Origin of the sequence: Gemella sp. 27098_8_149 (assembly GCF_041433745.1) — a bacterium.
In the GTDB taxonomy this organism is placed as follows: Bacteria; Bacillota; Bacilli; order Staphylococcales; family Gemellaceae; genus Gemella.
The window spans coordinates 1-26,077 of record NZ_JAPWCB010000020.1; the positions used below are offsets into that span (position 1 = coordinate 1).

The 26,077-nt window shown below is 36.7% G+C and carries 6 protein-coding genes; 5 read left to right on the forward strand and 1 reads right to left on the reverse strand.

What is annotated here, in order from left to right; genetic code table 11:
* From O3801_RS07440 to O3801_RS07450, 3 genes are all read left to right on the forward strand, one after another.
* Positions 1 to 7,382, forward strand: a 7,382-nt coding sequence (locus tag O3801_RS07440) for a mucin-binding protein (RefSeq protein WP_371454556.1), incomplete at its 5' end; no start/stop codon positions are given.
* 346 nt (positions 7,383 to 7,728) lie between these two features.
* Positions 7,729 to 8,007 (forward strand): hypothetical protein, encoded by a 279-nt coding sequence (locus tag O3801_RS07445; RefSeq protein WP_371454557.1) that lies wholly within the window; start codon positions 7,729 to 7,731, stop codon positions 8,005 to 8,007.
* Between the two features lie 91 nt (positions 8,008 to 8,098).
* Positions 8,099 to 8,452 (forward strand): hypothetical protein, encoded by a 354-nt coding sequence (locus O3801_RS07450; RefSeq protein WP_371454558.1) that lies wholly within the window; start codon positions 8,099 to 8,101, stop codon positions 8,450 to 8,452.
* Between the two features lie 284 nt (positions 8,453 to 8,736).
* Here O3801_RS07450 and O3801_RS07455 read toward each other — a convergent pair whose 3' ends face one another.
* Entirely contained in the window at positions 8,737 to 9,570 is an 834-nt protein-coding gene (locus tag O3801_RS07455) for a YwqG family protein (protein WP_371454559.1), read from the reverse strand.
* Positions 9,571 to 10,760: 1,190 nt separating this feature from the next.
* On the opposite strand from O3801_RS07455, the gene O3801_RS07460 reads away from it, so the two are divergent.
* Positions 10,761 to 19,739, forward strand: a complete 8,979-nt coding sequence (locus O3801_RS07460; RefSeq protein WP_371454560.1) for a YSIRK-type signal peptide-containing protein — start codon at positions 10,761 to 10,763, stop codon at positions 19,737 to 19,739.
* 582 nt (positions 19,740 to 20,321) lie between these two features.
* Positions 20,322 to 26,077: DUF1542 domain-containing protein (locus O3801_RS07465; protein ID WP_371454561.1), on the forward strand; the 5,756-nt coding region annotated here is incomplete at its 3' end.

Sequence of the window (26,077 nt, forward strand, 5' to 3'; positions counted from 1 at the left end):
CGTACACTTACTCAACAGAAGCAAGTGAATTAAATCAAGCTGAAAAAGATGGAAATAAAGGTGGAACTAATGTAGCAGAACCATTCACTACAAAAGTTAATTACACTCGTGTAGCTAAAGTGAACCCAGTAACAGGAGAAATCACATACGGAGAATGGGAAGCTAAAGATAATGACACTACATTAGAAGGAAATGCACTTCCAGCAGTAGCAGGTTATGTAGCGACAGGAGATGTAGATTCATCTAAGAAAGATGTAACATCAGTTAAAGCTGAAGATAAAGATATTACGGAAAAAGTAGTGTACAAAGCACTAGGTAAATACGTACCAGTAGTACCAGAAGGATTTACACCACCAACAATTCAAAATCCACAATATCCAAACTCAGATGATCCATCTAAACCAGGTGATCCAACGACTACAACAACAATTCCATACGTACCAGGAACTACACCGGTAGGACCAGATGGACAACCGTTAACGCCTAAGAACCCTGCTAATAAAGAAGAAGGATACTTACCGCCAGCTCCAACAACACCAACAGGTGATACTACAATCTTGTATGTTAAAGATGGTTCACAAATAGCGGTAACGAAATTCGTAGATACAACTGGTAAAGGACTAGAACCTTCAGTAGTAGATACAGGAGATACAGGTAAAGCGTTCACTAAAGATGCTGATGTAACTGCAGCAATCAACAAGATCTTAGCTCGTGGATATGAAAAAGTAGCCAATGTAAATGCAGGTGAAAAAGACTATCCATCAACAGATGCTGAAAAAGTATTCGACGCAGATGCATCAACAAACCAAGAATATACAGTAACATTCAAACCGATTATTAAAGATATTCCAACAGATCCAACTACACCTGGATATGTAAAACCAGAACCAGGTCAACCAGTAGTTCCAGGTGATAATAACGGACCGAAATGGCCAGAATCAGTTAAAGATCTGAAAACTACTGAGTCTGTAACGCGTACTATCAAGTATGTTTATGACGATGGAACTCCAGTACCAGACGGTAAACTTGGAACAGAAGTAGCAGGTAAGAAAGTTCAAACTCTTGAATTCACAAGAACGGCTAAAGTAAACCTTGTAACAGGTGAAATTGAATATGGAGCATGGACTCCTAAGACAACTGACGGATTTGAAGCTGTAACAACTCCTACAATTGACGGATATACATCAGCGTTAGTAAGTAATCCGACAGTAAGTGACGTACCAGCGAAAACTGTAACGGCTGATGCAGCTGATTATGAAGAAGTTGTAGTTTACAAAACAAAACAAATTACAATTGATCCAAATGATCCAAACTTCGATCCAAACAAACCAGTAGATCCAAGTAATCCTAATGGGCCAAAATACAAAGATCTAAAACTAGCTGAAGAAGTAAAACGTACAATTACGTATACTTATGCAGATGATGTAGCAGATACTACTAAACGTGGAACTGATGCAGAACCTAAACATGAAACTACAGTAAGCTTTACACGTACAGCAACAGTTAATGCTGTAACAAAAGAGATTACTTATAGTGAATGGACAGCTAAAGATAACGATACAACTCTTGAAGGTAAAGCTGTAGTACCAGTTAAAACTGGATATGTAGCTACAGGAGATGTTGAGTCATCTAAGAAAGATGTAACGGGTGTTAATGCAACGGATAAAGATATTGTTGAAAAAGTTATCTATAAAGATTTAGGTAAATTTGTACCAGTTGTTCCAGAAGGATTCACTCCTCCGACAATTGAAAACCCACAATATCCAAATAACCCGGATGATCCAACAAAACCAGGAACACCAACAACGACAATTCCTTATGTACCAGGAACAACACCAGTAGGACCAAATGGAAAACCATTAACTCCGAAAGATCCTAAAGATCCAACTAAAGGATACAATCCACCAACACCAACGAACCCAACTGAAGATACTACAATCGTTTATACGAAAGATGGTTCTCAAGTGGCAGTTACACACTTCATCGAAGTAAACAGTGAAACTGATAAGACTGAAAAAGGTGGAGTAGCTCAATCGATCGTTGATACAGGAGATGCAGGAAAAGCATTCACGAAATCTGCAGATGTAACAGCGACAATAAATGCATTGAAAGCTAAAGGTTATACAGTAGTTGAAAACAACTATCCAGAAAATGGTAAATTTGATGCAGACTCTAAGACTAACCAAGAATACAAAGTTCTTGTAGCGGTTAAACCTGTAACTGTAAATCCAAATGATCCGACTCCAACTCCAGGTAAACCAATTGATCCTAATAATGAAGATGGACCAAAATGGACTCCAGAATTAATCAAAGAGTTAGAAGATGGACGTAAAGAGGAAGTTAAACGTACAATCAACTATATATATGCAGATGGTAAGAAAGCTGCTGATTTAGTAGAAGAAACTAAAGAGTTCAAACGTTCAGCAACAATCAATCCAGTAACTGGTAAGATTACATTCGGAGACTGGTCACCAGCACAAACATTTGAAGCTGTAACTTCACCAGAAATTAAGAACTACACTCCAAATAAAGCGACTGTACCAGCATCAGAAGTAACAGCAACTGCTGAAGATATTAATGAAACAGTAGTTTATACTACAAAACCAGTAACATTAGATCCAACTAAACCAACGGATCCAAATACACCAAATGTTACTCCAAAACCTGATGACAAAGTACCGAACGATCCAAAAGGACGTACTTACAAAGAATTAGGATTAATCGAAGAAGTAACGCACACAGTTCACTACAAACTAGCTGACGGATCAGATGCGGGTATCCCTGATAATGTTCAAACATTAACATTCACTCGTACAGCTGACCTAGATCCAGTAACTGGAGCAATCTCTAACTTTGGAGAATGGAAAGCTAAAGGTGACGATACAACAATCGACGCTGTAACAACTCCAAACAAACCAGGATATGTAGCTTCAGCAGCTAAATCAACAGAGCGTACAAATGTACAAGCTACTGATAAAGATAGTGAAGAAACAATCATCTACCGTAAACTTGGTTCGTATGTACCAGTAATTCCAGAAGGAGTAACGCCTCCACCAGGAACTGATTTAACACCAAAACCATACGAAACTCCAACTAATGAAGATCCTACAAGACCAGGAACACCTACTGAAACTCCAGTAGTGCCATACATCCCTGGAACAACTCCAGTAGGACCAAACGGTAAACCATTAACTCCGAAAGATCCAAACGATCCAACTAAAGGATATGAAGTACCGAAAGTACCAGAAGATCCAACTCAAAACACTACAATTACGTATGTTAAAGATGGTTCTCAAGTAGCTCTAGTTCACTTCATTAAAGCTGATGGAACTGCAGTTCATGTATCAGTTGCGGAAGCAGGAGACACAGGTAAAGCAATCAAGACAACAAACATCGATAACGTTAAAGCTGAGTTAGAAGCTAAAGGTTATGAAGTTGTTGCACCAACAGATGCAGCATACACTACAGAACGTGTAGCATTCTACGCTGACGCAAACCGTACATTCGATGATAAAGACGATAAAGGTGATAGTGGAGTTAGCCAAGTTTACTATGTAATCGTTAAAGAAGGTATTACACCAATCGATCCAGATAAACCACTAGATCCAAATAATCCAAACACAACTCCAAAACCAGGAGATAAAGTACCTGGAGATCCAAAACAACGTACATTTGAACAACTAGGATTACTAGATGAAGTAAATCGTACAATCAACTACAGATACGCTAATACTGATAAAGTAGAAGAAGCTAAACGTGGTCAAGAAGCTGCGGCTACTGTAGAACAAAAACTTCGTTACTCTCGTAAAGGTGATCTAAACAAAGTAACAGGTGAAATCACTTATACTTCTGATTGGACAGCACCACAAACATTAGCTGAAGTAACATCTCCAGTAATCGAAGGATATGTTGCAGACATTAAAGCAGCTGAAAAAGTAGAGAACGTAGCTCACGATGCAGCTGACTCAGTAGTAAACGTAGTTTACTCACCACTTGGAAAATATGTACCAAAAGTACCAGAAGGATTCGAAGTTCCAAAACTTGAGAAACCTCAATATCCAAACGATCCAACAGATCCAACAAAACCAGGAACACCAACAACAGTGATTCCTCACGTTCCAGGAACGACTCCAAAAGATCCAAATGGAAACCCACTGAAGCCAGTAGATCCAAACGATCCAAGTAAAGGATATGTTCCACCAACACCTGAAAACCCAACAGAAGATACGCAAATCACTTATGAAAAAGATACTCAAAAAGCAAAAGTAACTTATGTTGTAGAAGGAACAGGAACAGTACTTCACACAGATAACCTAGAAGGTAAATCTGGAGAACCAATCGAGTACAGTACAGTAGCTAAACTTCTAGAACTTAAAGCTTTAGGATATGACCTAGTAACTGACGGATTCACAACAGCTACAGATAAGAACTACGATAAAGATACAAAAGTAGATCAAAGCTTCGTAGTAACTGTTAAACCTCACGTTGAGCCAATCAAACCAGTAGATCCAGAAAATCCAAATGATCCAAACAGACCAAAACCAGGACAACCAATAGATCCTAACAACCCTGATGGACCAAAATGGACTGAAGATCAAATTAGTAAAATTGATACAACACGTCACGTTAACCGTACAATCACATACGTTGATGAAAAAGGTAACAGAGTAACTTACACAGATAAAGCTGGTAAAGACTCTACAGAATCTATTAAAGATAAAGTTACATTCACTCGTGAAGGTAAGATCAACTCAGTAACAGGTGAAATTACTTACGGTGATTGGACTGCTAAAGATGGAGATACGAAGTTCGATGCTGTAACATCACCAGTAGTTAAAGGATACATCCTGAAAGATGCTAAACAAAAAGAGGTAGCAGCTACAACAGGATTAACTGCAGATTCTAAAGATGAAAACATCGAAGTTGTGTACACTAAACTAGGTTCATGGGTACCAAAAGTACCAGAAGGTGAAACACCAATCGATCCAATTCCATATCCAAACGATCCGAAAGATCCAACTAAACCAGGTAGCGATAGACCAATCGTTCCTTACGTACCAGGAACTACACCAAAAGTACCAAAAGATCCAACAAAACCAGTTGATCCAAATACTAACCCACTAGTTCCATTAACACCGGTAGATCCAAAAGATCCAACTAAAGGATATGAAGTACCACCAGTACCAACTGAGCCAGGTAAAGATATTGAAATCAAATATGAAAAAGATGAGCAAAGAGCAACAGTTAAGTATGTTGTTGAAGGAACTGGAACAGTGCTTCACACGGATAACCTAAAAGGTAAATCTGGAGAGCCAATCGAATACAGTACAGTAGCTAAACTTGCTGAACTTAAAGCTCTAGGATATGATTTAGTAACTGACGGATTCACAACAGCTACAGATAAGAACTTCGATAAAGATTCTAGTAAAGATCAAGAATACACTGTTGTACTAACTCAACACTCTGAGCCACTTAAACCAGTAGATCCAGAAAATCCAAATGATCCAAACAGACCAAAACCAGGACAACCAATCGATCCTAACAACCCTAATGGACCAAAATGGACAGAAGATCTAATTAAACAAATCGATACAACTCGTCACGTTAACCGTACAATCAAGTATGTTAATGAAAAAGGTGAGGAAGTAGCTAAGAAAGTAACAGATAAAGTTACATTCACTCGTGAAGGTAAGATCAACGCTGTAACAGGTGTAATCACTTATGGTGATTGGACAGCTAAAGGTGGAGATACAACATTCGATAAAGTAGAATCACCAGTAGTTAAAGGATACATCCTGAAAGATGCTAAACAAAAAGAAGTAGCAGCTACAAAAGGATTAACTGCAGACTCTAAAGATGAAAATATCGAAGTAGTTTACACTAAACTTGGTTCATGGGTACCGAAAGTACCAGAAGGATCAACTCCAATCAAACCAACTCCATATCCAAACGATCCGAACGATCCAACTAAACCAGGAAATGATAGACCAATCGTACCTTACGTTCCAGGAACAACACCAGTGGTACCAAAAGATCCAACTAAACCAATTAGTCCGGATAACCCACTAGTTCCATTAACACCAGTTGATCCGAACGATCCATCTAAAGGATATGAAGTACCACCAGTACCAACAAATCCAGGTACAGATACACCAATTTACTACGTAACTGATAAGCAAAAAGCTATCACTAACTTCGTAACTGAAACTGGTAAAGTAGTATCTACTCCAGTAGTAGATGAAGGTGATTCAGGAGCTAACTTCACTAAGTCTAAAGTTGACGAAGTAACTAAGACTATTGAAAAACTTGAAAAAGCTGGATACAGAGTAGTTAAGAACGAATTCCCATCTAAAGATACAGACAGAGTATTTGATAAAGATAAATCTGTAGATCAAATCTTCAATGTAACAGTAGCTGAAAGAATTATTCCAGTTACACCAGGTAAACCAGTAGATCCAACTGATCCAAACTTACCGAAGAACCCAGATGGAACTCCAGTAACACCATCTACACCAGAACCAGGTAAACCAGTATTCCCTAACGATCCAAACAGCCCAGTATGGCCAAGTACTGTAAAAGATATGGTAACAGAAAAATCAGCTACACGTACTATCAAGTATGTAGATCGTAACGGAAAAGAAGTAACTGAAACTCGCACAGAAACAATCAAATTCACTCGTGATGCTAAGATTAACTTAGTAACAGGAGAAATCACATATGGAGAATGGACAACAGATCGTAACGACGATATCTTCAATGGATACCCAGTACCAGTTGTTAAAGGATACATCGCTAAAGACGGTGATCTAGAATCATCAACTAAAGATGTTAAAGTAACACCTGATACAATCAAGGATATCAACGAAACAGTTGTTTACGATAAGTTAGGATCATGGGTACCAAACATCCCAGGAACACCAACAAATCCAATTCCATATCCAAACGATCCGAAAGATCCAACAAAACCAGGAAACGATAAACCAATCGTTCCTTACGTGCCTGGACACACTCCAATGGTACCTCAAGATCCAACAAAACCAGTTGGACCAAACAACCCATTAGTACCATTGAAACCAGTTGATCCAAATGATCCAACTAAAGGATATGAAGTACCAAACGTACCGAACGATCCAACTAAGGATACACCGATCAGCTACGTTCCAGTACCACAACCAGCGCCAAAACCAACTCCAACAACGCCGGCAACACCGGAAACTCCTAAAGTTTCAGAAGCACCAGTAGCTCCAAAAGCGCCAACTCAAGTTAAACGCTTAGCAAACACTGGTACAACTGAAACTAACACAGGATTAGCTGGATTAGGAATGGCAATCTTCGGTGGATTACTTGCAGCAGCAAAACGTCGCAAAAACAACGAAGATTAAAAATAAATGGGAGTGACTCAAAAATCGTGATTTTTCGTAGAAATCGATTTTTCAGAGTCACCCCCACACAGTTTATTAGATATCTAAAAAGCTTTTATAAAGCGAATTTAGATATCAATAAACCACTGTGTCTATGAATTCTCATATACACTTTATTAAAATTTAGGCCTTTTGGATCAGGCCAAGAATAAGACCCACTTTCGATACATTTCGAAGGTGGGTTTTGTTGTAGTTATAGTAGTTGAATATATCCTCAGAGGTCAGTAGGTTATTTTGTGGAATTTGGAATATGAATTCATTATTTGAAAGAAAATGAGATTATATATTATTAGAAAAACTACTATTAATGGAGTATAATAAAAATGAAGAAAATTTAGAAAAGGGGTTGTTAATTATGGAAAAAGCACAAGGGGCTAATGCTTGTTTGTTGAGTGATTTATCGATGAATATGAAGGAAGCAGCGGAATTCATAAAGAAATTGCAAGAGTTACCTGAAAAAAATATATGGATGATAGAAGTAGAATATTATTGTAATAACTGCAATAGATATTTTGATGCTGAGAGTCAAGGGTTTGGGTATCCAACGTGTCCGTACTGCGGTTCGGATAATGTTTCAGACTTTTAACAAATCATAGAAATATATGCTCCCAAATAAGGACAGAAGGTAAATTTTTGTACAAATAGTATTTCTAGAGTTGAAAAAGTATAAACCAGAAATGAAGGCAAGTTATAATAAGGTTCGTTGGATGGAATTGTTTGGGAACAAACCATTTACACATAAGCCAGAGAGAATAATAACGAAAGCTGATAAAGTAGTAGACGTAAAAGAGTGGAATAAGGAGGATAAAGCTATGTATGATGAATACACAAGAGCATGGGATGGATGGCTTGCGCATTTAGCGTATGTAGAAGAGAAAGAAGAAGAGGCGTTAGAGAAAGGTAGAGAAGAAGGAATCGCCTTAGGAGAAGTAAGAGCATTGGCTAGATTGGTGAAAAAAGGTATGATGACCAGAGAGTCTGCTTGTGAAGAATTAGGGATATCTGAGAAAGAATTTGAGAAATATTTATAGTTGAAATACTATAATAATTTTTTAGCCAGGCTATAAATTTATTAAAACTTATCTTTAATGATTATCGCTGGAATTAAATTTCAAATGCATATTCCCAAATAAGGACAGAAAGTAAGTTTTACTCTCTGTTCTTTTAAACGTTGTATTAATTAAGATTTGCACTAAATAATAAAAAAATCTAAGCAGCAGAATGCTGCCTAGATTTCATTTCCTATTTTTCTCTATATTCCGAATTTGACAAAGAGCCTTTTTCTCCGTACCCTGGATTTGACAAAGAGCCCTAATTAGCAGCAATCCCAGTTGAATAGTACATCTTCGAAGTCTAGGTTTGCTAATTTTTCTTTATTAATAAAGAAGTTTGCAACACCTGAATCTCCCCACATAATTAGATTATCTTTCGTGTTTGGATCCCATTCACTTTCTACTTGAAGAAGTAATGTGTCGTATGCTTCTTTATTTTCTGGATCACGTGGATCCCACTGAGTGAATGTTGGGTAACCACCTATCGCATGTTTAACTCCTTCAAAAGCTTTAAATAGAGTTTCAAAGACATCTTTGTCAAGGTCTTCGTATAAATCTTCTACTTGTTCCTCTGGGAATAACTCTCGGATAGCGTCTTTTGCGATATCTTCGAATAAGAAGTCCGTAGCTGTAATCGTTGAAGTTCCTCTGTTGAATGTTAATGCAAATGATGCATCTTTTTCATGGAATGGTGAATACTCCTCGTCGTTGTCTTCGCTAGGAAGATGATACTTACTTAGTACATCTCCGTTTGTTATGTTTTCGTCTATATCTTTTATATATTTTACAACATTAGTTCCTTTAGAATCTAATCCGAACAAATCATCGCGTGAAATCCAGAATTGAAGTAATCCTTCTTTAGGATAAATATCATTTTCTGGAAGTTCTGTACAGTTGATCTGAGCTAGTAGTGCAAGTTGGTTTCCTTCTGCATCTACTGGAACCTCAGCGTCTTTTGCGATGTACGGTACTCCTCCGAATTTACTAGTTATAACATTAAGACCTCTATCTCCATTGACAGAGATTCCGATATATTCTTTTGTGTGTTCATTTCTAATTTTTTCTATAACTTTATTAATATCTTCAATTGTAATCATATAACCCTCCGGTATACGTGTTCGTATTTTAATTTTTTGTTTCAATTGGGAGTGACTCAAAAATCGTGATTTCGAAGAAATCGATTTTGTCGAGTCACCCCCGCACAGTTTATTGGATATCTAAAAAGCTTTTCTAAAGCGATTTTAGATATCAATAAACCACTGCGTCTATGAGTTCCTATATACACTTTGTTAAAATTTAGGACTTTTGGATCAGCCTCATATACAATTATTTTCAAGTGTTTTGTGGTGGAATTTTAGAGAATTTGATTAAAAGTGCTTGCTTGATTGTCATTAATCAAATTAGAAAAAATGTCCAGATATTGTACATAATAGTTAAATGTCCAATATCCCACGCTTTCATTCTATCATACGTCTTGAACTTGGTCAATAGAGTAGAAAGCCGTATTTTAAATATTTATATAAAGTATTATTTGATGAAAATATAGGTTATAATTTTCAATGTTCGAGATTTATTTTCAGGTTGTATATCAATTTATAATATTTGTTCAGTAATTTTGTATTTGATGTAGAATGAAAATATCAATACTTCGTTTTTTTATAAAAATTATAGAATATAAAATAGATAATAGTTTGTATTTTTAGTCTAAATTAGTAAAAATAATTGTTTTATTAATGTAAAAAATATAATTTTATAAGTAAAATTAATGGATGAAAATCAGAAAGAATATTAGATAAAAACTTTATAATACCAAAGTTTTTCATGTGTTTAGCTTATGAAAGAAATTTAATCCGATTATATGTATATATTGAGTGTTTTGTAGAGCTATTAGCCCTCGTAATAAGAAAAAAATTTATAATAATTTTAGTTAATTATCAATTGAATATACAGGCTAAAACCTTCTGGAAAAGTTGTTTTTAAGCTGTTTTTCAGTGTTTTTCAAAATAGAGATAAGTTATGGATGTTGAATATATATAACTTTTTAAATAAAAGGAAGTAGATTGAGAGGTTTACTTCTTGGACAAAAAAGATAATATTTGGTATTATTAATAACGAGGTTCAAAACATGGATTTCAAATTAGTAGTATGCGTTTAAGTTAAATATCGTAATCAAAAAATTAAAGATAAAGAGTTAAAAAAGGTTTAGTTTAGAAGGAAATATATCATTGAGAGAAGAGATTTAATTTAACGCTAAAAAGTTATAAATATATCAATAGGAGGAATTTTAATGGTAGGAAAGAACAATAAGTACTTAAAAACCACTAAAGAAGGTACAAAAGTTGAATCTTATTCAATTAAAAAATTCAAAGTCGGTACAGCATCAGTAGTAATCGGTGCTAGTATCTTTTTAGGTGCTGGAGCAGTGTCTCAAGCAGCTGAGGAAGTTTCTAATAACACAACTGCAGACAATACAACAAACGCAGGAGCAAAAGAGGAAGCACCAAAAGCAGAAGCACAACCAGCAAAAGTAGAAAATACAAAAGAAAGTGTTGCAGCAGCGGTAGCTGAAAAAGTTGAAGCACCAAAAGCAGAGGTAACTAAAGAAGAAGCACCTGCAAAAGCTGAAACAAAAGCAGCTGACAAAACAGCTTTAAAATCAACAATAGAAAAATTAGAACAAAAATTATCGTCAGTTAAAAATGCTGATGAAGTTGCAGTAAAAACAGCTCGTGAAGAATTAGTGAAAGCAAAAGAAGTATTCGCAAAAGCTGATGCAACTCAAGACGAAGTTAATACAAAAGTAACAACACTTAATGTGTTAACTACAGTAGTGGCAGAATCAGAAGCAACTGGAACAGCTGCGAAAGACGAAGCTAAAAAAGCTGAAGAAAAAGCAAAATCAGAAGCAAAAGAATCTAAAGAAGTTAAAGAAGCTAAGAAAGAATTAACTCAAGTGACTTCAGAAGCAGAAGTAACAAACGTACTTGCTAACGAAGCAATTCGTGAAAACGAAGTTAAAATCGAAGCTAAACCTGCTGTAGAAAAAGCAGTAGTTAAAAACGCAGAAGTAATTAAAGTAGCGAACAATTTACTTGGAAGCGATGATGTAACAAAAGAACAAATCGCTAAAAGTTTAGAAGAACTAAGCAACTCTATTAAAGCGGTATACGCTGAATTAGAAAACGCTGGTGTTCGTCGTGATGGTAGATACGGAGTAGCTCTTTCAGCTAACGAAGGATACACAGCTGCTTCTACAGAACTAAGAAAAGAAAATGGTGAATTCCTTGGATCTACAGGTAAATCTTACAAAGTATTAGATGGTAACGCTAACTATAAAGTTTATGTTCATGGATATCAATCTGAGAACACTGATGTGCCTGCGGCTAATAGTGGACAAGCCGGGGTTAGTGGACGTACTGATATTCCTTTATCAAAAACAGAAGCTCAAAAACTTGGACGTGAAGCTGCTTTATGGAAAGGTAAAATTCGTGCTACAGGAAAAGCTAATGGGAATACAATTTGGGGATCTGGTGGAGCTTATGAATACATAGCTACAGAAATCTACGGATATACTTATGAACAAGGAAATCACTATGTATATCTTACAGATGTGAAAAAACGTTTTAGTTTATCACCAGAAGCAACAGCTGCAGGATATACAATCACAAACATCGCCTTAAGCAACTTACTTCCGGGATTAGCTTATAATGAAGCTACAGATACTGTAGAAGGATATGTAGCATCTACTCTTCAAAATGGTGTATATGACATGCGTTATATTGTAACTGTAGAGAAAGGTGGAGCTACTCAGCAGGTTACTTTCAGAGATTTAACGGCTGGATGGGTAGGATGGCAAGATTCATCTGCACCACTTATTCAAGGGTCATCTAAGTTAGTTACAATAGGTGACCAAGTTGATCATAATATCAAATATGTTGATAATGATGGAATGAGTCGTGATGAAAGAGCTGATTATGTATACAGAAGTAATGGAGAAAAAGTTGTTGCCGGTTCAAAAACTGCTCCTGGAGGCACGAGCGGAGCAACCTTTACTGCAGTTGATGGATCTAAAATAAATACCGAGAACGGACCACAAACAGTCACAGCGCATACTGCCTTAAACGGTAATTATACAGGAAGTCAAACTTCAATAAATGATGTAGTACCAGGATTAAATTACAATCCAAAAACTGGAGATATTACAGGAACGGCAAGTGAAGCTGGAATTTTCACAGCTGCTGTTTATGCGAAAGACTATAACAATACAACCAATGCAAGAAATATGGATTGGAATATGTATGGTCAAGAAGCACACGAGAATATTACAATCGCAGTAGCACCTAAGATTACTGTTAAAAATGTTGAAGCTTACGCTACAAATGTACCTGTGACAATTTCAAATGGAGCTAATAAAGCGGAAATTACAATGCCAGATGGAACAGTTACAAAACTTATTGTTAAAAATGGCAATTGGACAGTAGCTGCAGGTACTACAAACACAGCTGTACAAGAAGGTACGGTATTAGGAACTGCATCTACAACAGGAGACTCAACTGTTAACTTAACTGTAACTCCAGAATCTACAAAATACGTTGGTGTTGATAGTATTGCAGCCAAAGCAACAACTGATAAAGTAAAAGCAAATATTCAACGTGAATTTGCTATGGTAAATGACGCAGCAGGTAATACATATAAAGCGGTATTTAACAGTGCAACAGGTAAATATTCTTTACCTACAGAAAAAGCTTATGAATTAAAAGACAATGGTAATGGTACATCAACTCTTATTGAACGTCGTGTTTATACAGATGCTCAAGCAAATGGTGATGTTAAATTCGTTGTTTATGAATTTGAACGTACATGGAGTGCAACATCTTCAGCGCCAACATTAGTGGATAAGATTGCAGAAATTCGTAAAAATGGTGAGGTAACAGCAGTAGGTAATGTTACACGTACAGAAACTCTAGTTAAAAAAGATAACACATCTTCAGAGCAAGGAATGGTAGTTACAGTGAGTTACGACTCAGTAACAAACCAATGGACATCTTCTGACGGTTCAAAAGTAACAGCTAAAGAATCAAATGCTGGTTGGGAAGTTGAAACAGCATCAGGATTTAAAGGATATGTTTCATACCGTGAAGCAAGTTCAACTGATGTAGCATCAATTCAAAATGCTAAACCAGCTGGGACATCAACGAGTTACTCAGAAGCAAAAGATGCTTCAGTAGATTTATTAAAATCAGAAAAAGCTAACGTTGATTTCACAGATACTATCGATGATAAATCAGACGCTGCTCAATCAGAAACAATTAAAACAAAATTAACGGTAACAGCTCCAGATGGAAGCCAAAAAGTATTTGATGCAGCGAAAGCTGAAGAAACAGCTTATATTCAAGCTCAACGTACAGCAGCAGCTAAAACTCAAGCAGCAGCAACGGCATTAAAAGAACAACAAGATACACAAAACGAATTAGCTCGTCTTCAAGAACTATTAGACCGACAAACGAGAATAGCAGATGATGCTCAAAAAGCATTAGATGACTTGAAATTACGTACAATTTCGCCAACAGCTCAAGAATTAGCAGAAAGAAAACTTGCTAATGTAAAAGAGTTCAAAGCATCTATTGAGGCGCAATTAGCAACAGCTCAAACAAATCTTTCAACAAAAAATACTGAAGTAGAGACAGCACGTACAGCAGCTTTAGAAGCTGAAAAAGCTGTAGAGACAGCTCGTGAAGCACTAAAAACAGCTGCAGCAGCAAACTTAGCGAACCCAGAAATCGCAGCTTACACATTAGGTCAATATGGAAGTTATAAAGTTACAGTAAGAGCAGTAGACTCAAACGGTGTTGTAACTACTCCAACAGTAGGAGGAACAGATTCAGGTGAAGTAACTGAAGATGCAGTAGCGGAAACAACTTACTACATCGTGGTACCTAAACCAGAAATTTCTTCAGGAGCTCAAGATACTCCACAAAGTGATACTATGGAAAAAGGATTCAAAACTGGTCTTCCTGAAAACTCTACAGTATCAGACTATAAACTAGTAGATCCAACAACAGGAAATAAAGTTTCTTCAGTAACAACTGATGAAGGAACTTACACAGTAGATCCAACAACAGGAAAAGTAAGCTTCACACCAGCTCAAGGATATATCGGAACTGCTAAACCATTAACAGTAGCAGCTAATGTAACTATCCCAGGAGAAGATGGTAACCCTGTAACAGTAGAAGCATCAACTACATATACACCAACAGTATATGGTGTTAAAGGTAATGCTGATACAACTAAAGATATACAAGGGGCAGTCCAAACTTCTAAACCAGGAAGTGAAAGATTCTCTAAACTAAACACTCCAGAGAACACTCCAGATGGTACAAATGTTGATCTGAATACAGCTAAGTACTCATTAGAGGGTGCTGACAATGAAGGAAAAGTTGTTGTTCCAAATGAAGGAACTTACACAATCGATCCATCAACAGGTGTAGTAACATTCACTCCACTTCCAACATTCACAGGAACAGCTCAAGGTGTAGATGTAAAAGTAACAGCTAATGCGACTGATAAAGAAGGAGCTACTGTAGAAGTAACAGCAACTGGAAAATACACTCCAGTAGTTGAACCAGCATCTCCAACTGCAGAAGCGGCAACATCAACAGACGTACAAGGTGCAACTCAAGAGCAACCTGTAACATTCAACGATTCGAAAACAACAATCGATGGTGTTGAGAAAAAAGTACCAATCGATCCAACAACATACACATTATTAGATGAAAATGGACAACCAGCTTCAGAAGTACCAGCTAAAGACGCTACAGGAAAAGTAGTAGGTACTTACACTGTTAAGAATGTAGATGGAAAAGCAGTTGCGGTATTCACGCCAACTGATAAAACATATGTAGGTAAAGTAGAACCAGTAACTGTTCAAGCGAAAGATAAAAATGGAACACCTGTAACAACTACTTATACACCGAATATTACACCTGTAACACCAACAGGAACACCAGCAACTTCAGAAGGAATCCAAGGTTCCCCTCAAGAAGGAACTCCAACATTTACGCAAGGACACCCAGTTGCTCCAATTAAAATCGATGCAACTCAACCTGCTAAATTAGTAGATCCAACAACAGGTAAACCAACAGATGAACCAACAATTCCAGCAAAAGATTCAACAGGAAAACAAGTTGGTACATATACAATTGATCCAACAACAGGAAAAGTAACATTCACACCGAATAAAGACTTCGTAGGTACTCCAGTACCGGCAACAGTAGAAGTTAAAGATGCGAATGGAACACCAGCAACAGCGACTTACACTCCAACTGTTAAACCAGTTACTCCAATTGGTAAAGTTGCATTCACAGAAGATATTCAAGGTGCAACTCAAAGCGGAAAACCAGCCTTTGAAGGTGGTAAAACAACAGTAAACGGTAAAGAAGAAACTGTACCGATGGATGACACTGTACCAGCAACATTCGAAGATGGTTCAACTACAAAAGTAGTACCAAATGAAGGTACTTACACAGTAGCTCCAGACGGAACAGTAACATTCGTACCAGAAAAAACATTCACAGGGAAAGGTACAACTTTAACAGTAATCCGTAAAGACAAAAACGGAACACCAGCTCGTGGAGAATATACAGCGGTAGTTCACCCAGTAACACCTACAGGATGGGATGTAATTTCTGCAGATATCCAAGGTCAAGAACAACATGGAAAACCTAAGTTCAAAGGTGGAACAGTAGAAATCGGTGGAGAAGAAAAAACTGTAGAAATCGATGAAAATGTAGCACCAGTAATACTTGATCCAGCGACAAAACAACCAGTAGCGGTAGGAACTCCAATTACTGTTAAAGGAGAAGGGGAATATACTCTTCAACCAGACGGAACAGTGAAATTCGTTCCTGAGAAAACGTTCGTTGGTGAAGCTAAAGGGGTAATCGTTCAACGTGTTGATAAACTTGGACAACCAGCTATTGGTAAATACCGTCCAATCGTTATCGGGGCTAAACCAAAAGCACAACCAGCTACTTCACAAGATGTTCAAGGTCAAGTTCAAAAAGGAACATTAACATTCATCGATAGTGTGGTAGATAGAACGACTGTACCTGATATCGATCACCCAGATGTAAAAGTAGCAGTTCAAAAAACTGTACCTATTGATCCAGCAACATACACATTATTAGATGAAAATGGACAAGCAGCTACAAAAGTTCCTGCGAAAGATCCAAAAGGAAATGTAATCGGGGAATACACTCTTGAAGTAGTAGACGGTAAAGCTGTCGGAGTATTAACTCCAAATGCAACTTACTACGGAGAAGTACAACCAGTACGTGTTCAAGCTGCAGATAAAAATGGTATTACAGTAGAAACTACTTACACACCATACATCACACCGGTAACACCAACAGCGACTCCAGCAACTTCAGAAGGAATCCAAGGTAAATCACAAGAAGGTACACCTACATTCAAAGAAGGTGACAAAAAAGTACCTATTAACACTGAAAAAGCACCAAAACTAGTAGATCCAACAACAGGTAAACCAACAGAAGAAAAATCTGTAAAAGTACCAGGAGAAGGAACTTACGAAATTGATGAAAATGGAAAAGTAACATTCACACCAGAACCAAACTTCACTGGTGAAGCTAAAGGAATTGAAGTTCAACGTGAAGATAAAAACGGAACACCAGTAAATGGTAAATATACTCCATTCGTTAAACCAGTAACACCAAAAGGTGAAGATAAAGGTACTGAAGATGTTCAAGGAGCAACACAAAAAGCAACTCCAACATTCACAGGCGGTAAAACTACTGTTAACGGTAAAGAAGAAACAGTAGAAATTAACTACGATAAACCAGCTAAATTAGTAGATCCAACAACTGGAAAACCAACAGACGAAACAACTGTAAAAGTACCAGGAGAAGGAACATACACAATCGATCCGAAAACTGGAGAAGTATCATTCACACCAGAACCACAATTTAAAGGTAAAACTTCAGGAATTAAAGTTCAACGTGAAGATAAGAACGGAACACCAGCAACAGCTACTTATACACCAACTGTAGTTCCAGTAACACCAACAGGTGAAGAAAAAACTACTGAAGGTATCCAAGGAGCAACACAAAAAGCAACTCCAAACTTCACACCAGGTAAAACAACTGTTAATGGAGTAGAAAAAACAGTAGAAATCGATACTGAAAAACCAGCGAAATTCGTGGATCCAGAAACTGGAAAACCAACGGATAAAACTACTATTAAAGTACCGAACGAAGGAACATACACAATCGATCCGAAATCTGGAGAAGTAACATTCACACCAGAACCAAACTTCACAGGACGCGGAACAGGTGTAACAGTTCAACGTGTTGACAAAAATGGAACACCAGCAGAATCAACATACACACCAACAGTAGTAGGGGTAACACCAAAAGGTAAAGAAGCTAAATCTAAAGATCTACAAGGTGAAACTCAAACAGGAAAACCAACATTCAAAGGTGGAAAAACAACTGTAAATGGTAAAGAAGAAACAGTAGAAATCGATAACGATAAACCAGCAACATTCGAAGATGGTTCAACTACAAAAGTAGTACCAAACGAAGGAACTTACACTGTAGCACCAGATGGAACAGTAACATTCGTACCAGAACCAAAATTCACAGGTGTAGCAACAGGTGTAACTGTAAAACGTGTTGACAAAAATGGAACACCGGTAACAGCGAAATACACACCAACAGTAATTCCAGTATCACCATCTGGAGAAGATGTAACATCAGTTGGTCCTAAAAACACACCACAAGAAGGAACACCAGTCTTCAAAGGTGGATCAGAAACTGTTAACGGTAAAAACAAAACAGTAGAAATCGATAAAGATGTACCAGCGACATTCGAAGACGGTTCAACTACAAAAGTAGTACCAGGAGAAGGTACTTACATTGTTGATAAAGATGGAAAAGTAACATTCACTCCAGAAAAAGACTTCGTAGGTGTAACAAAAGGTGTAACTGTTAAACGTGTTGATAAAAATGGAACACCAGTAACAGCGAAATACACACCAACAGTTCTAGGAGCAACATCAACTAAAGATGTAGTATCTGAAGGGCCAAAAGGTAAACCTCAATCAAATACTCCAGTATTTGAAGGAGACATCGACAAAGAAGTACCACCAACATTCGAAGACGGAAAAACTACAAAAGTAGTACCAGGTCAAGGAACTTACACTATTGATCCAAACGGAAAAGTAACATTCACTCCAGAACCAGAATTCGTAGGAACAGCATCTGGCGTAACAGTTGTTAGAAAAGATAAAAACGGTAAAACAATTTTTGCATCTTACACACCAACAGTTCGTCCAGACACTATCTTCAGAGATAAAGAAGGAAAAGAAATTCCAGGATACCCAACTGAAGATGGAACAACTCCTAAGAAAGATATCCCAGGATATAGATTCGTAGAAACTGTAACTGACAACGATGGAAATACAAAACACGTCTACGAAAAAGTTAAAACATTCTTCAAAGATAAAGAAGGAAAAGAAATTCCAAATTATCCATCAGAAGAAGGGGAAACACCGAAGAAAGATATCCCAGGATACAGATTCGTAGAAACTAAGAAACTTCCAAATGGAGATATAGAACACGTCTATGAAAAAGTTAAAACAAGCTATGTAGATAGCAAAGGAAAAGAAATTCCAAACTATCCAACAGAAGAAGGGGAAAAACCTAAGAAAGATATCCCAGGATATAGATTCGTGAAAACTGAAAAACTTCTAAATGGAGATGTTAAACACGTATACGAAAAAGTAACAACTCCAGTAGTCGAAAAAACTACATCATGGGTAGACGAAAATGGAAATCCATTAAAACCAGTAGAAAAAGGAACAAAAGTTCCAGGAGAAATCTCAGGATATGAATTCGTAAGAACTGTAACTGACAAAGATGGAAATGTACGTCACATCTTCAAACCAGTTACTCGTATCCCAGAAGAAAACAGAACTACAACATGGACTGATGAAAATGGAAACCCATTAAAACCAGTTGAAAAAGGAACTGTAGATGCTGGTAAGATCCCAGGATACGAGTTCGTAAGAACAGTTGTCGATGAAAATGGAAATGTACGTCACATCTTCAGAAAAGCTACAAACTCTAAACTAGGACAACGCCTAGCCAACACAGGTACAACTGAAACTAATACTGGCTTAGCAGGATTAGGAATGGCGATCCTAGGTGGATTACTAGCGGCAAGACGTCGTAAAAACGATAAAAACTAATTTGAAATCTAAATAACAAGATAACTAAACAAAACTCTTAAAAATAAAGACGCTCTCGATAATTTTCGAGGGTGTCTTTTTTAGGTTTGAATTACGAATTTGAAAGAGAAGATTTTCGAGATATGTTAACTCTCATTTTATAAAATTTAGGATACCATTATAAAAAAAATTATATAATCTTCTTCTAATAAATAATAAAATGTTTCAAAAGGGGGAGGAAGTTAACTATTCGTGAAGGAATAAAGTATATACAAATCTTTAGAATCAATAGAGAGATATTATATATTGATAATAGATAATTAATTTTAATAAATTAAGAAAACGCTTAACATAAATGTAAGTGGTTCCTTGGACAAAAAACGCTAGATATGATAAAGTTAAGTTGGAATTGTGTATAATTTTGAAGTATTATATTTGTAAAATTACTCTAAATTATTAGCCAATATTATAAAAATAGGAGAGAAAAATTATTATCGAAAATTTTGTAGGAAAGGAGTTTTGTGTTTTTATTATATATATAGTGCATATTTAAAATGGTAGTAATATAAGTTTTGTTAGGGATAAAAGAAGGAGAAGAATTTAATGGGAAAAAATAATAAGTATGTAAAAAGTATAAAAGAAGGTACTAAGGTAGAAACATATTCTATTAAGAAATTTAAAGTTGGTACAGCATCAGTAGTTATTGGTGCGAGTATCTTTTTAGGTGCTGGAGCAGTAGCACAAGCATCTGAAGAAGTTTCTAACAACACAACTGCGGACAATACGACAAACGCAGGTGAGAAAGCAGAAGCTGCACCAAAAGCTGTGTCACAACCAGCAAAAGTAGAAAATACTAAAGAAAGTGTGGCGGCAGCAGTAGCAGCAAAAGTGGGAGCGGAAGCACCTAAAGCAGAAGTAAAACAAGAAGTACCTGCAGAAACGAAATTAGATAAATCTGGGTTAGAAAATTACATTAATGAAATTTCAGCTAACCTAGAAGCTGGAAAATACGCTAACAAAACAGATGCTTCTGTAGCGGTATTAAAAGCAGAATTAGAAAGCGCAAGAGCTACTCTAGTATCAGCCAAAACACAAGATGAATTAAATGCAGCGTATAATAAACTTGTAACGACTGTAAACTCAAAACTAGTTAATAAACCTGTGGAGAAAAAAGAAGCACCAGCAGTAGACACAACGCAATCACAACCTACAGTTGGTAAAAAAGCAGAAAATACAGAGAAAAAATCTGATTCTAACTCAATTGAAAACACGGGATCTAAAGACTCACGTAATGGACAAGCATTAGATAAAAATAATGCATTTAGAGCAGAGACAACTGCAACTCATGGAAACTTTAATTACTCTATGGAGTATTCTAATGGAAAAGAAATTTACCTTTATAATGAAGAAGATGCAGATGTCAATATTACAGTTAGCTCAACAGCTGGAAATATTACTAAAGCAACAGTTAAAGCTGGAAGTGGTCAGTTTGTACTAAAATCGAAAAGTGATCAAGCGATAGCTTATGCAAAAAAACAAAGCTCATTTAATCCTCCGGAAGAAGAAGTTGAAATAGATGGTTATGGTTGGAGTTATCATCAAACACTAACTGAAACTCAAGGTCCAGTAACAATTAAAATCACAGGTAAGCCAAATGATACTTTTAAGGGACTTAAATCTTACACAAAAACGGAAGATCAACGAGCAGTATTAGGGGCAAGATATCTACAACTTGAAGATTCTACTGGTGCTAGACTGGCTGGAGGTAACAATGCATCAGCTCCTGGTTATTTCAACTTAGTTGTTAAATCTCAAACATATAAATATGATATTAAAGATTTAACTGATTCTACACGCATTACTGTTAATGATATTGATAATGTTACAGATGCAGAGTTAACAACGATTAAATCAAGATTACAATTAGAACATTCTAAAACAAGTAATGATGCACGATTTGTAGGCGGGACAGCAGTTGCTAATCCTACTTCAGTTATTGACACTGTTGCAGTATCAGCAACTGAACCTAACAAACTTGTTGTGACTTATAAAGATGGCTCTACAGATACAATTGAAAAGAATAAAGTATTGAATGTAAAACCAAAAGGGATTATTCCGTTCTCTAACCCTACTGCAAAAGAAATTTATGTCTACAAAGGTGAAGAAACAAATCTTGAGTTTGGTGTAACAGATGATAGTGGAAAAGTTAAAGACCTTCGTATAGTACAGGCGAAAGGTGATATAAAGAAAACTGGTGCTGCACAAGGGATAGTTAAAAATGAATATGGTTTAACTATGACATCGCAGACAGATACAAATGGTATTAACGCAACTATAGCTAATCCAGCCATTACAAGAATTACAGGAACAGTCTCAGTTCCTAAACAGCCAAACTTCACAGGTAACTTAATGACGAGATACTTAGTAGCAGAAGATTTAGATGGTGCAGTATTTTCTCCACCACTAGAGAATGCTGATTTAAATCAAGAAGGAGCTTTCAGACTAGTAGTTCGTGAACAAACACAAAAATATGATGTTCAAGGACAAACTGATCCAGCTAATAAAATCGTTGTTGATGATATAGATAATTTATCTGATGCTGACTTTGAGAAAATTAAAAATAATATTAAAATTCAATATAATACTGCAGATGATGCAAGATTAGCTGACAAGAATGGTACATTAGTCGAAAATGCTTCAAACTATATTAAATCTATTACTAAAGATGGTGATAAGATTGTAGTTACTTATAAAGATGGTTCTACAGATAAAATTACTTTGAATGAAGTATTAAAAATTAATAAACAACCAGCAATTGATGCAGTTAACAAAGCTGCGGAAGATAAAATTGCTAAAATCAACAAAACTCCAAATGCTACTGACGAAGAAAAAGCAGCAGCAATCGCAAAAGTAAATGCAGATAAAGAAAAAGCTGTAGCAGCAATTAACGATGCAAATGTAACGACAAAAGCAGCGTTAGATCAAGCTAAAGAATCTGGTACAACTGCAATCGCAGCTGATAACCCAGTAGTAACGAAAAAAGATTCAGCTAAAGCGGACGTTGAAGCAGAACGTAAAGCAAAAGCAGACGCTATTACTGCTGACAAAAATTTAAGTCAAGTAGAAAAAGATGCAGCGATTGCTAAAATTAATAAAGCAGCCGAAGATGCAACAAAAGCAATCGATGCAGCGACGACAGATGCAGCCGTAGATACAGCGAAAAATACTGGAACTACAGAATTCGGTAAAGTTAATCCAATCGCAAAAGAAAATGCAAAAGCAGCTATTACGAATGCATTAACAGCTAAAAATAAAGAAATCGATGACCGTACTGATTTAACTCAAGCTGAGAAAGATGCGGCAAAAGAAGAAGCTAAGAAACTAGCAGATGCAGAACTTGCAAAAGTTGAGGCTCAACCTGATAACGCAGAAACAGCAGATGCAGCGGCAGCAGCGCAAAAAATTGTTAACGATGCAGAAGACAAAGGTGTTGCAGATGTAACATCGGTATATCCAATCGCTAAAGAACAAGCTAAACAAGTTATAGCTGAAGAATTAACTAAAAAAGAAGCGGAAATCGACGCACGTACAGATCTAACACAAGAAGAGAAAGATGCAGCGAAGAAAGAAGCACAAGCTAAAGCAAAAGTAGCAACTGATAATATTAATGCTCAACCAGCAATTGCTGATTCTGAGGATAAAGCAACAGCAGCGCAACAAGCGGTAGACACAGCTAAAAACACTGGGGTATCAGAAGTTAAAGCGGTAAACCCAGAAGCTGCGAAAAAATCAGCTGCTAAAAAAGCAATCGATGATGCATTAAAAGCAAAAGAAGACGCAATTGATGCTCGTACAGATTTAACAGATGCAGAGAAAAAAGCAGCTAAAGACGCAGCAAAAGCCGAGGCTGATAAAGCAAAAGAAGCAGTAAATAATGCAACTTCAAATGCAGACGTAGAAACAGCAAAAGGAACTGGAACTACAGCAGTCAATAATGTAACTCCAGTAGCAAAAGAAGCAGCTAAACAAGCAATTTCGAAAGCGTTAGAAGATAAGAATAGTGAAATCGATAAACGTACAGATTTAACAGATGAAGAAAAAACTGAAGCCAAAGCAGAAGCTAAAAAATTAGCGGATGCACAATTAGCAGAAATCGCTAAGCAACCTGATGCAGCAGCTACACCAGAAGCAGCTAAAACAGCACAAGATGCGGTGGACGCAGCTAAGAAAACAGGTGTAGACGAAGTTACAGCAGTAAATCCAACAGCAGAAATTAAACCAGCTGCAAAGAAAGCAATCGAAGATAAATTAGCAAAACAATTAGAAGAAATTGCTAATACTCCAGATGCAACTGATGAAGAAAAAGCAGAAGCAGCTAAGAAAGCAAAAGAAGCAGCTGAAAAAGCAAAAGAAGCGGTTGATAAAGCGACAACAGATGAGGTAGTTAAAACTGAAAAAGGTGCAGCAGTAGGTAAGGATGGTGCCAAAGGTACAATCGATGAACTTCCTGTTGTAGAAGATAAACCAAATGCTCGTAAAGCAATTGAAGATGAAGCTAAAGCTAAGAAAGAAGCAATCGATGCACGTAAAGATTTATCTCCTAAAGCTAAAGAAGCATTAAAAGCTAAAGTAGATAAAGTTGCGGATAAAGCAAAAGCAGCAATCGATGCAGTAACAAGTGTAGAAGATGTTAATACGATAGAAGAAGCAGATAAAGCCGCTATTAAAGCAATTGGAGATATCAATAGACCAATCGATAAAGTTCTAGTAAAAGATCCAGCGAACTTAACAGATGAAGAGAAAGCTAAAATCTTAGAAGAAGTTAAGAAGGTTAATCCAACAGCTAAAGATGTTAAATACAATAAAGATGGAAAAATCGAAGTAACAGCAGAAAATGGTGATAAAGGAACGATCAATCCAGCTAAATTAGTTAAAACTGAAGCAGATTTAGATAACGGTAAAGGTGGAAACGACATTAATAAACCACTTGACAAAGTTATCGTAAAAGATCCAGCTAACTTAACAGATGAAGAGAAAGCTAAGATTGTTGCTAAAGTTGAGGAGGTAAATCCAGATGCCATAGTAACAATAGATGAAAATGGAACTGTTTCTGTTTCTACTCCAGATGGTAAAACTGCGGCAATTCCAGCATCAGATTTAGTAAGAACTAAAGAAGATACAGAAAAATCTGGAGCAGGTAACTCTAATATTGTAAAACCAGCAGATAAAGTAGTTGGTGAAGCAAATGATCCAGATGATCAAGCTAAAGTAGAAGCGATATTAAGAGAATTAAACCCAGAGACTAAATCTGTTAAATTCGATGAAAATGGTAATGCGACAGTTACACTAAAAGATGGAACAACAGCTACAATTCCTTCGGAAGATTTATTCAGATCAGAAGTAGACGCAGCGAAACCAAATGCAGGAAACGACATCGTTAAACCAGCGGACAAAACACTAGTAAAAGATCCAAGCGCACTAACAGATGAAGAAAAAGCGGCAATCGCAGCGAAAGTAAAAGAAGTAAATCCAGAAGCAACAGTAGTAATTGATGACAAAGGAAATGCAACGGTAACAACTAAAGACGGAAAAACAGCAGTAATTCTAGGAAAAGATTTAGTTAAAACAGAAGCAGACGCAGCGAAACCAAATGCAGGAAACGACATCGTTAAACCAGCGGACAAAACAGTGGTAGCAGATCCAGCTAAACTAACTGACGCTGAGAAGAAAGCAATCGAAGATAAAGTTAAAGCAGTGAACCCAGGTGTAACTGTAGTAGTAGACGACAAAGGAAACGCAACAGTAACAACACCAGAAGGAAAAACAGCAGTAATTCCAGGAAAAGATTTAGTTAAGACAGAAGCAGACGCAGCGAAACCAAACGCAGGAAACGACATCGTTAAACCAGCGGATAAAACACTAGTAAAAGATCCGAGCGCATTAACTGACGAAGAAAAAGCAGCAATCGCAGCGAAAGTAAAAGAAGTAAATCCAGGATCAACTGTAGTAGTTGATGATAAAGGAAACGCAACAGTAACAACACCAGAAGGAAAAACAGCAGTGATTCCAGGAAAAGACTTAGTTAAAACAGAAGCAGATGCAGCGAAACCAAACGCGGGAAATGACATCGTTAAACCAGCGGACAAAACATTAGTAAAAGATCCAGCTAAATTAACAGATGAAGAAAAAGCAGCAATCGCAGCGAAAGTAAAAGAAGTAAATCCAGAAGCAGCAGTAGTAATTGATGATAAAGGAAATGCGACAGTAACAACTAAAGACGGAAAAACAGCAGTAATTTCAGGAAAAGACTTAGTTAAAACAGAAGCAGACGCAGCGAAACCAAATGCAGGAAACGACGT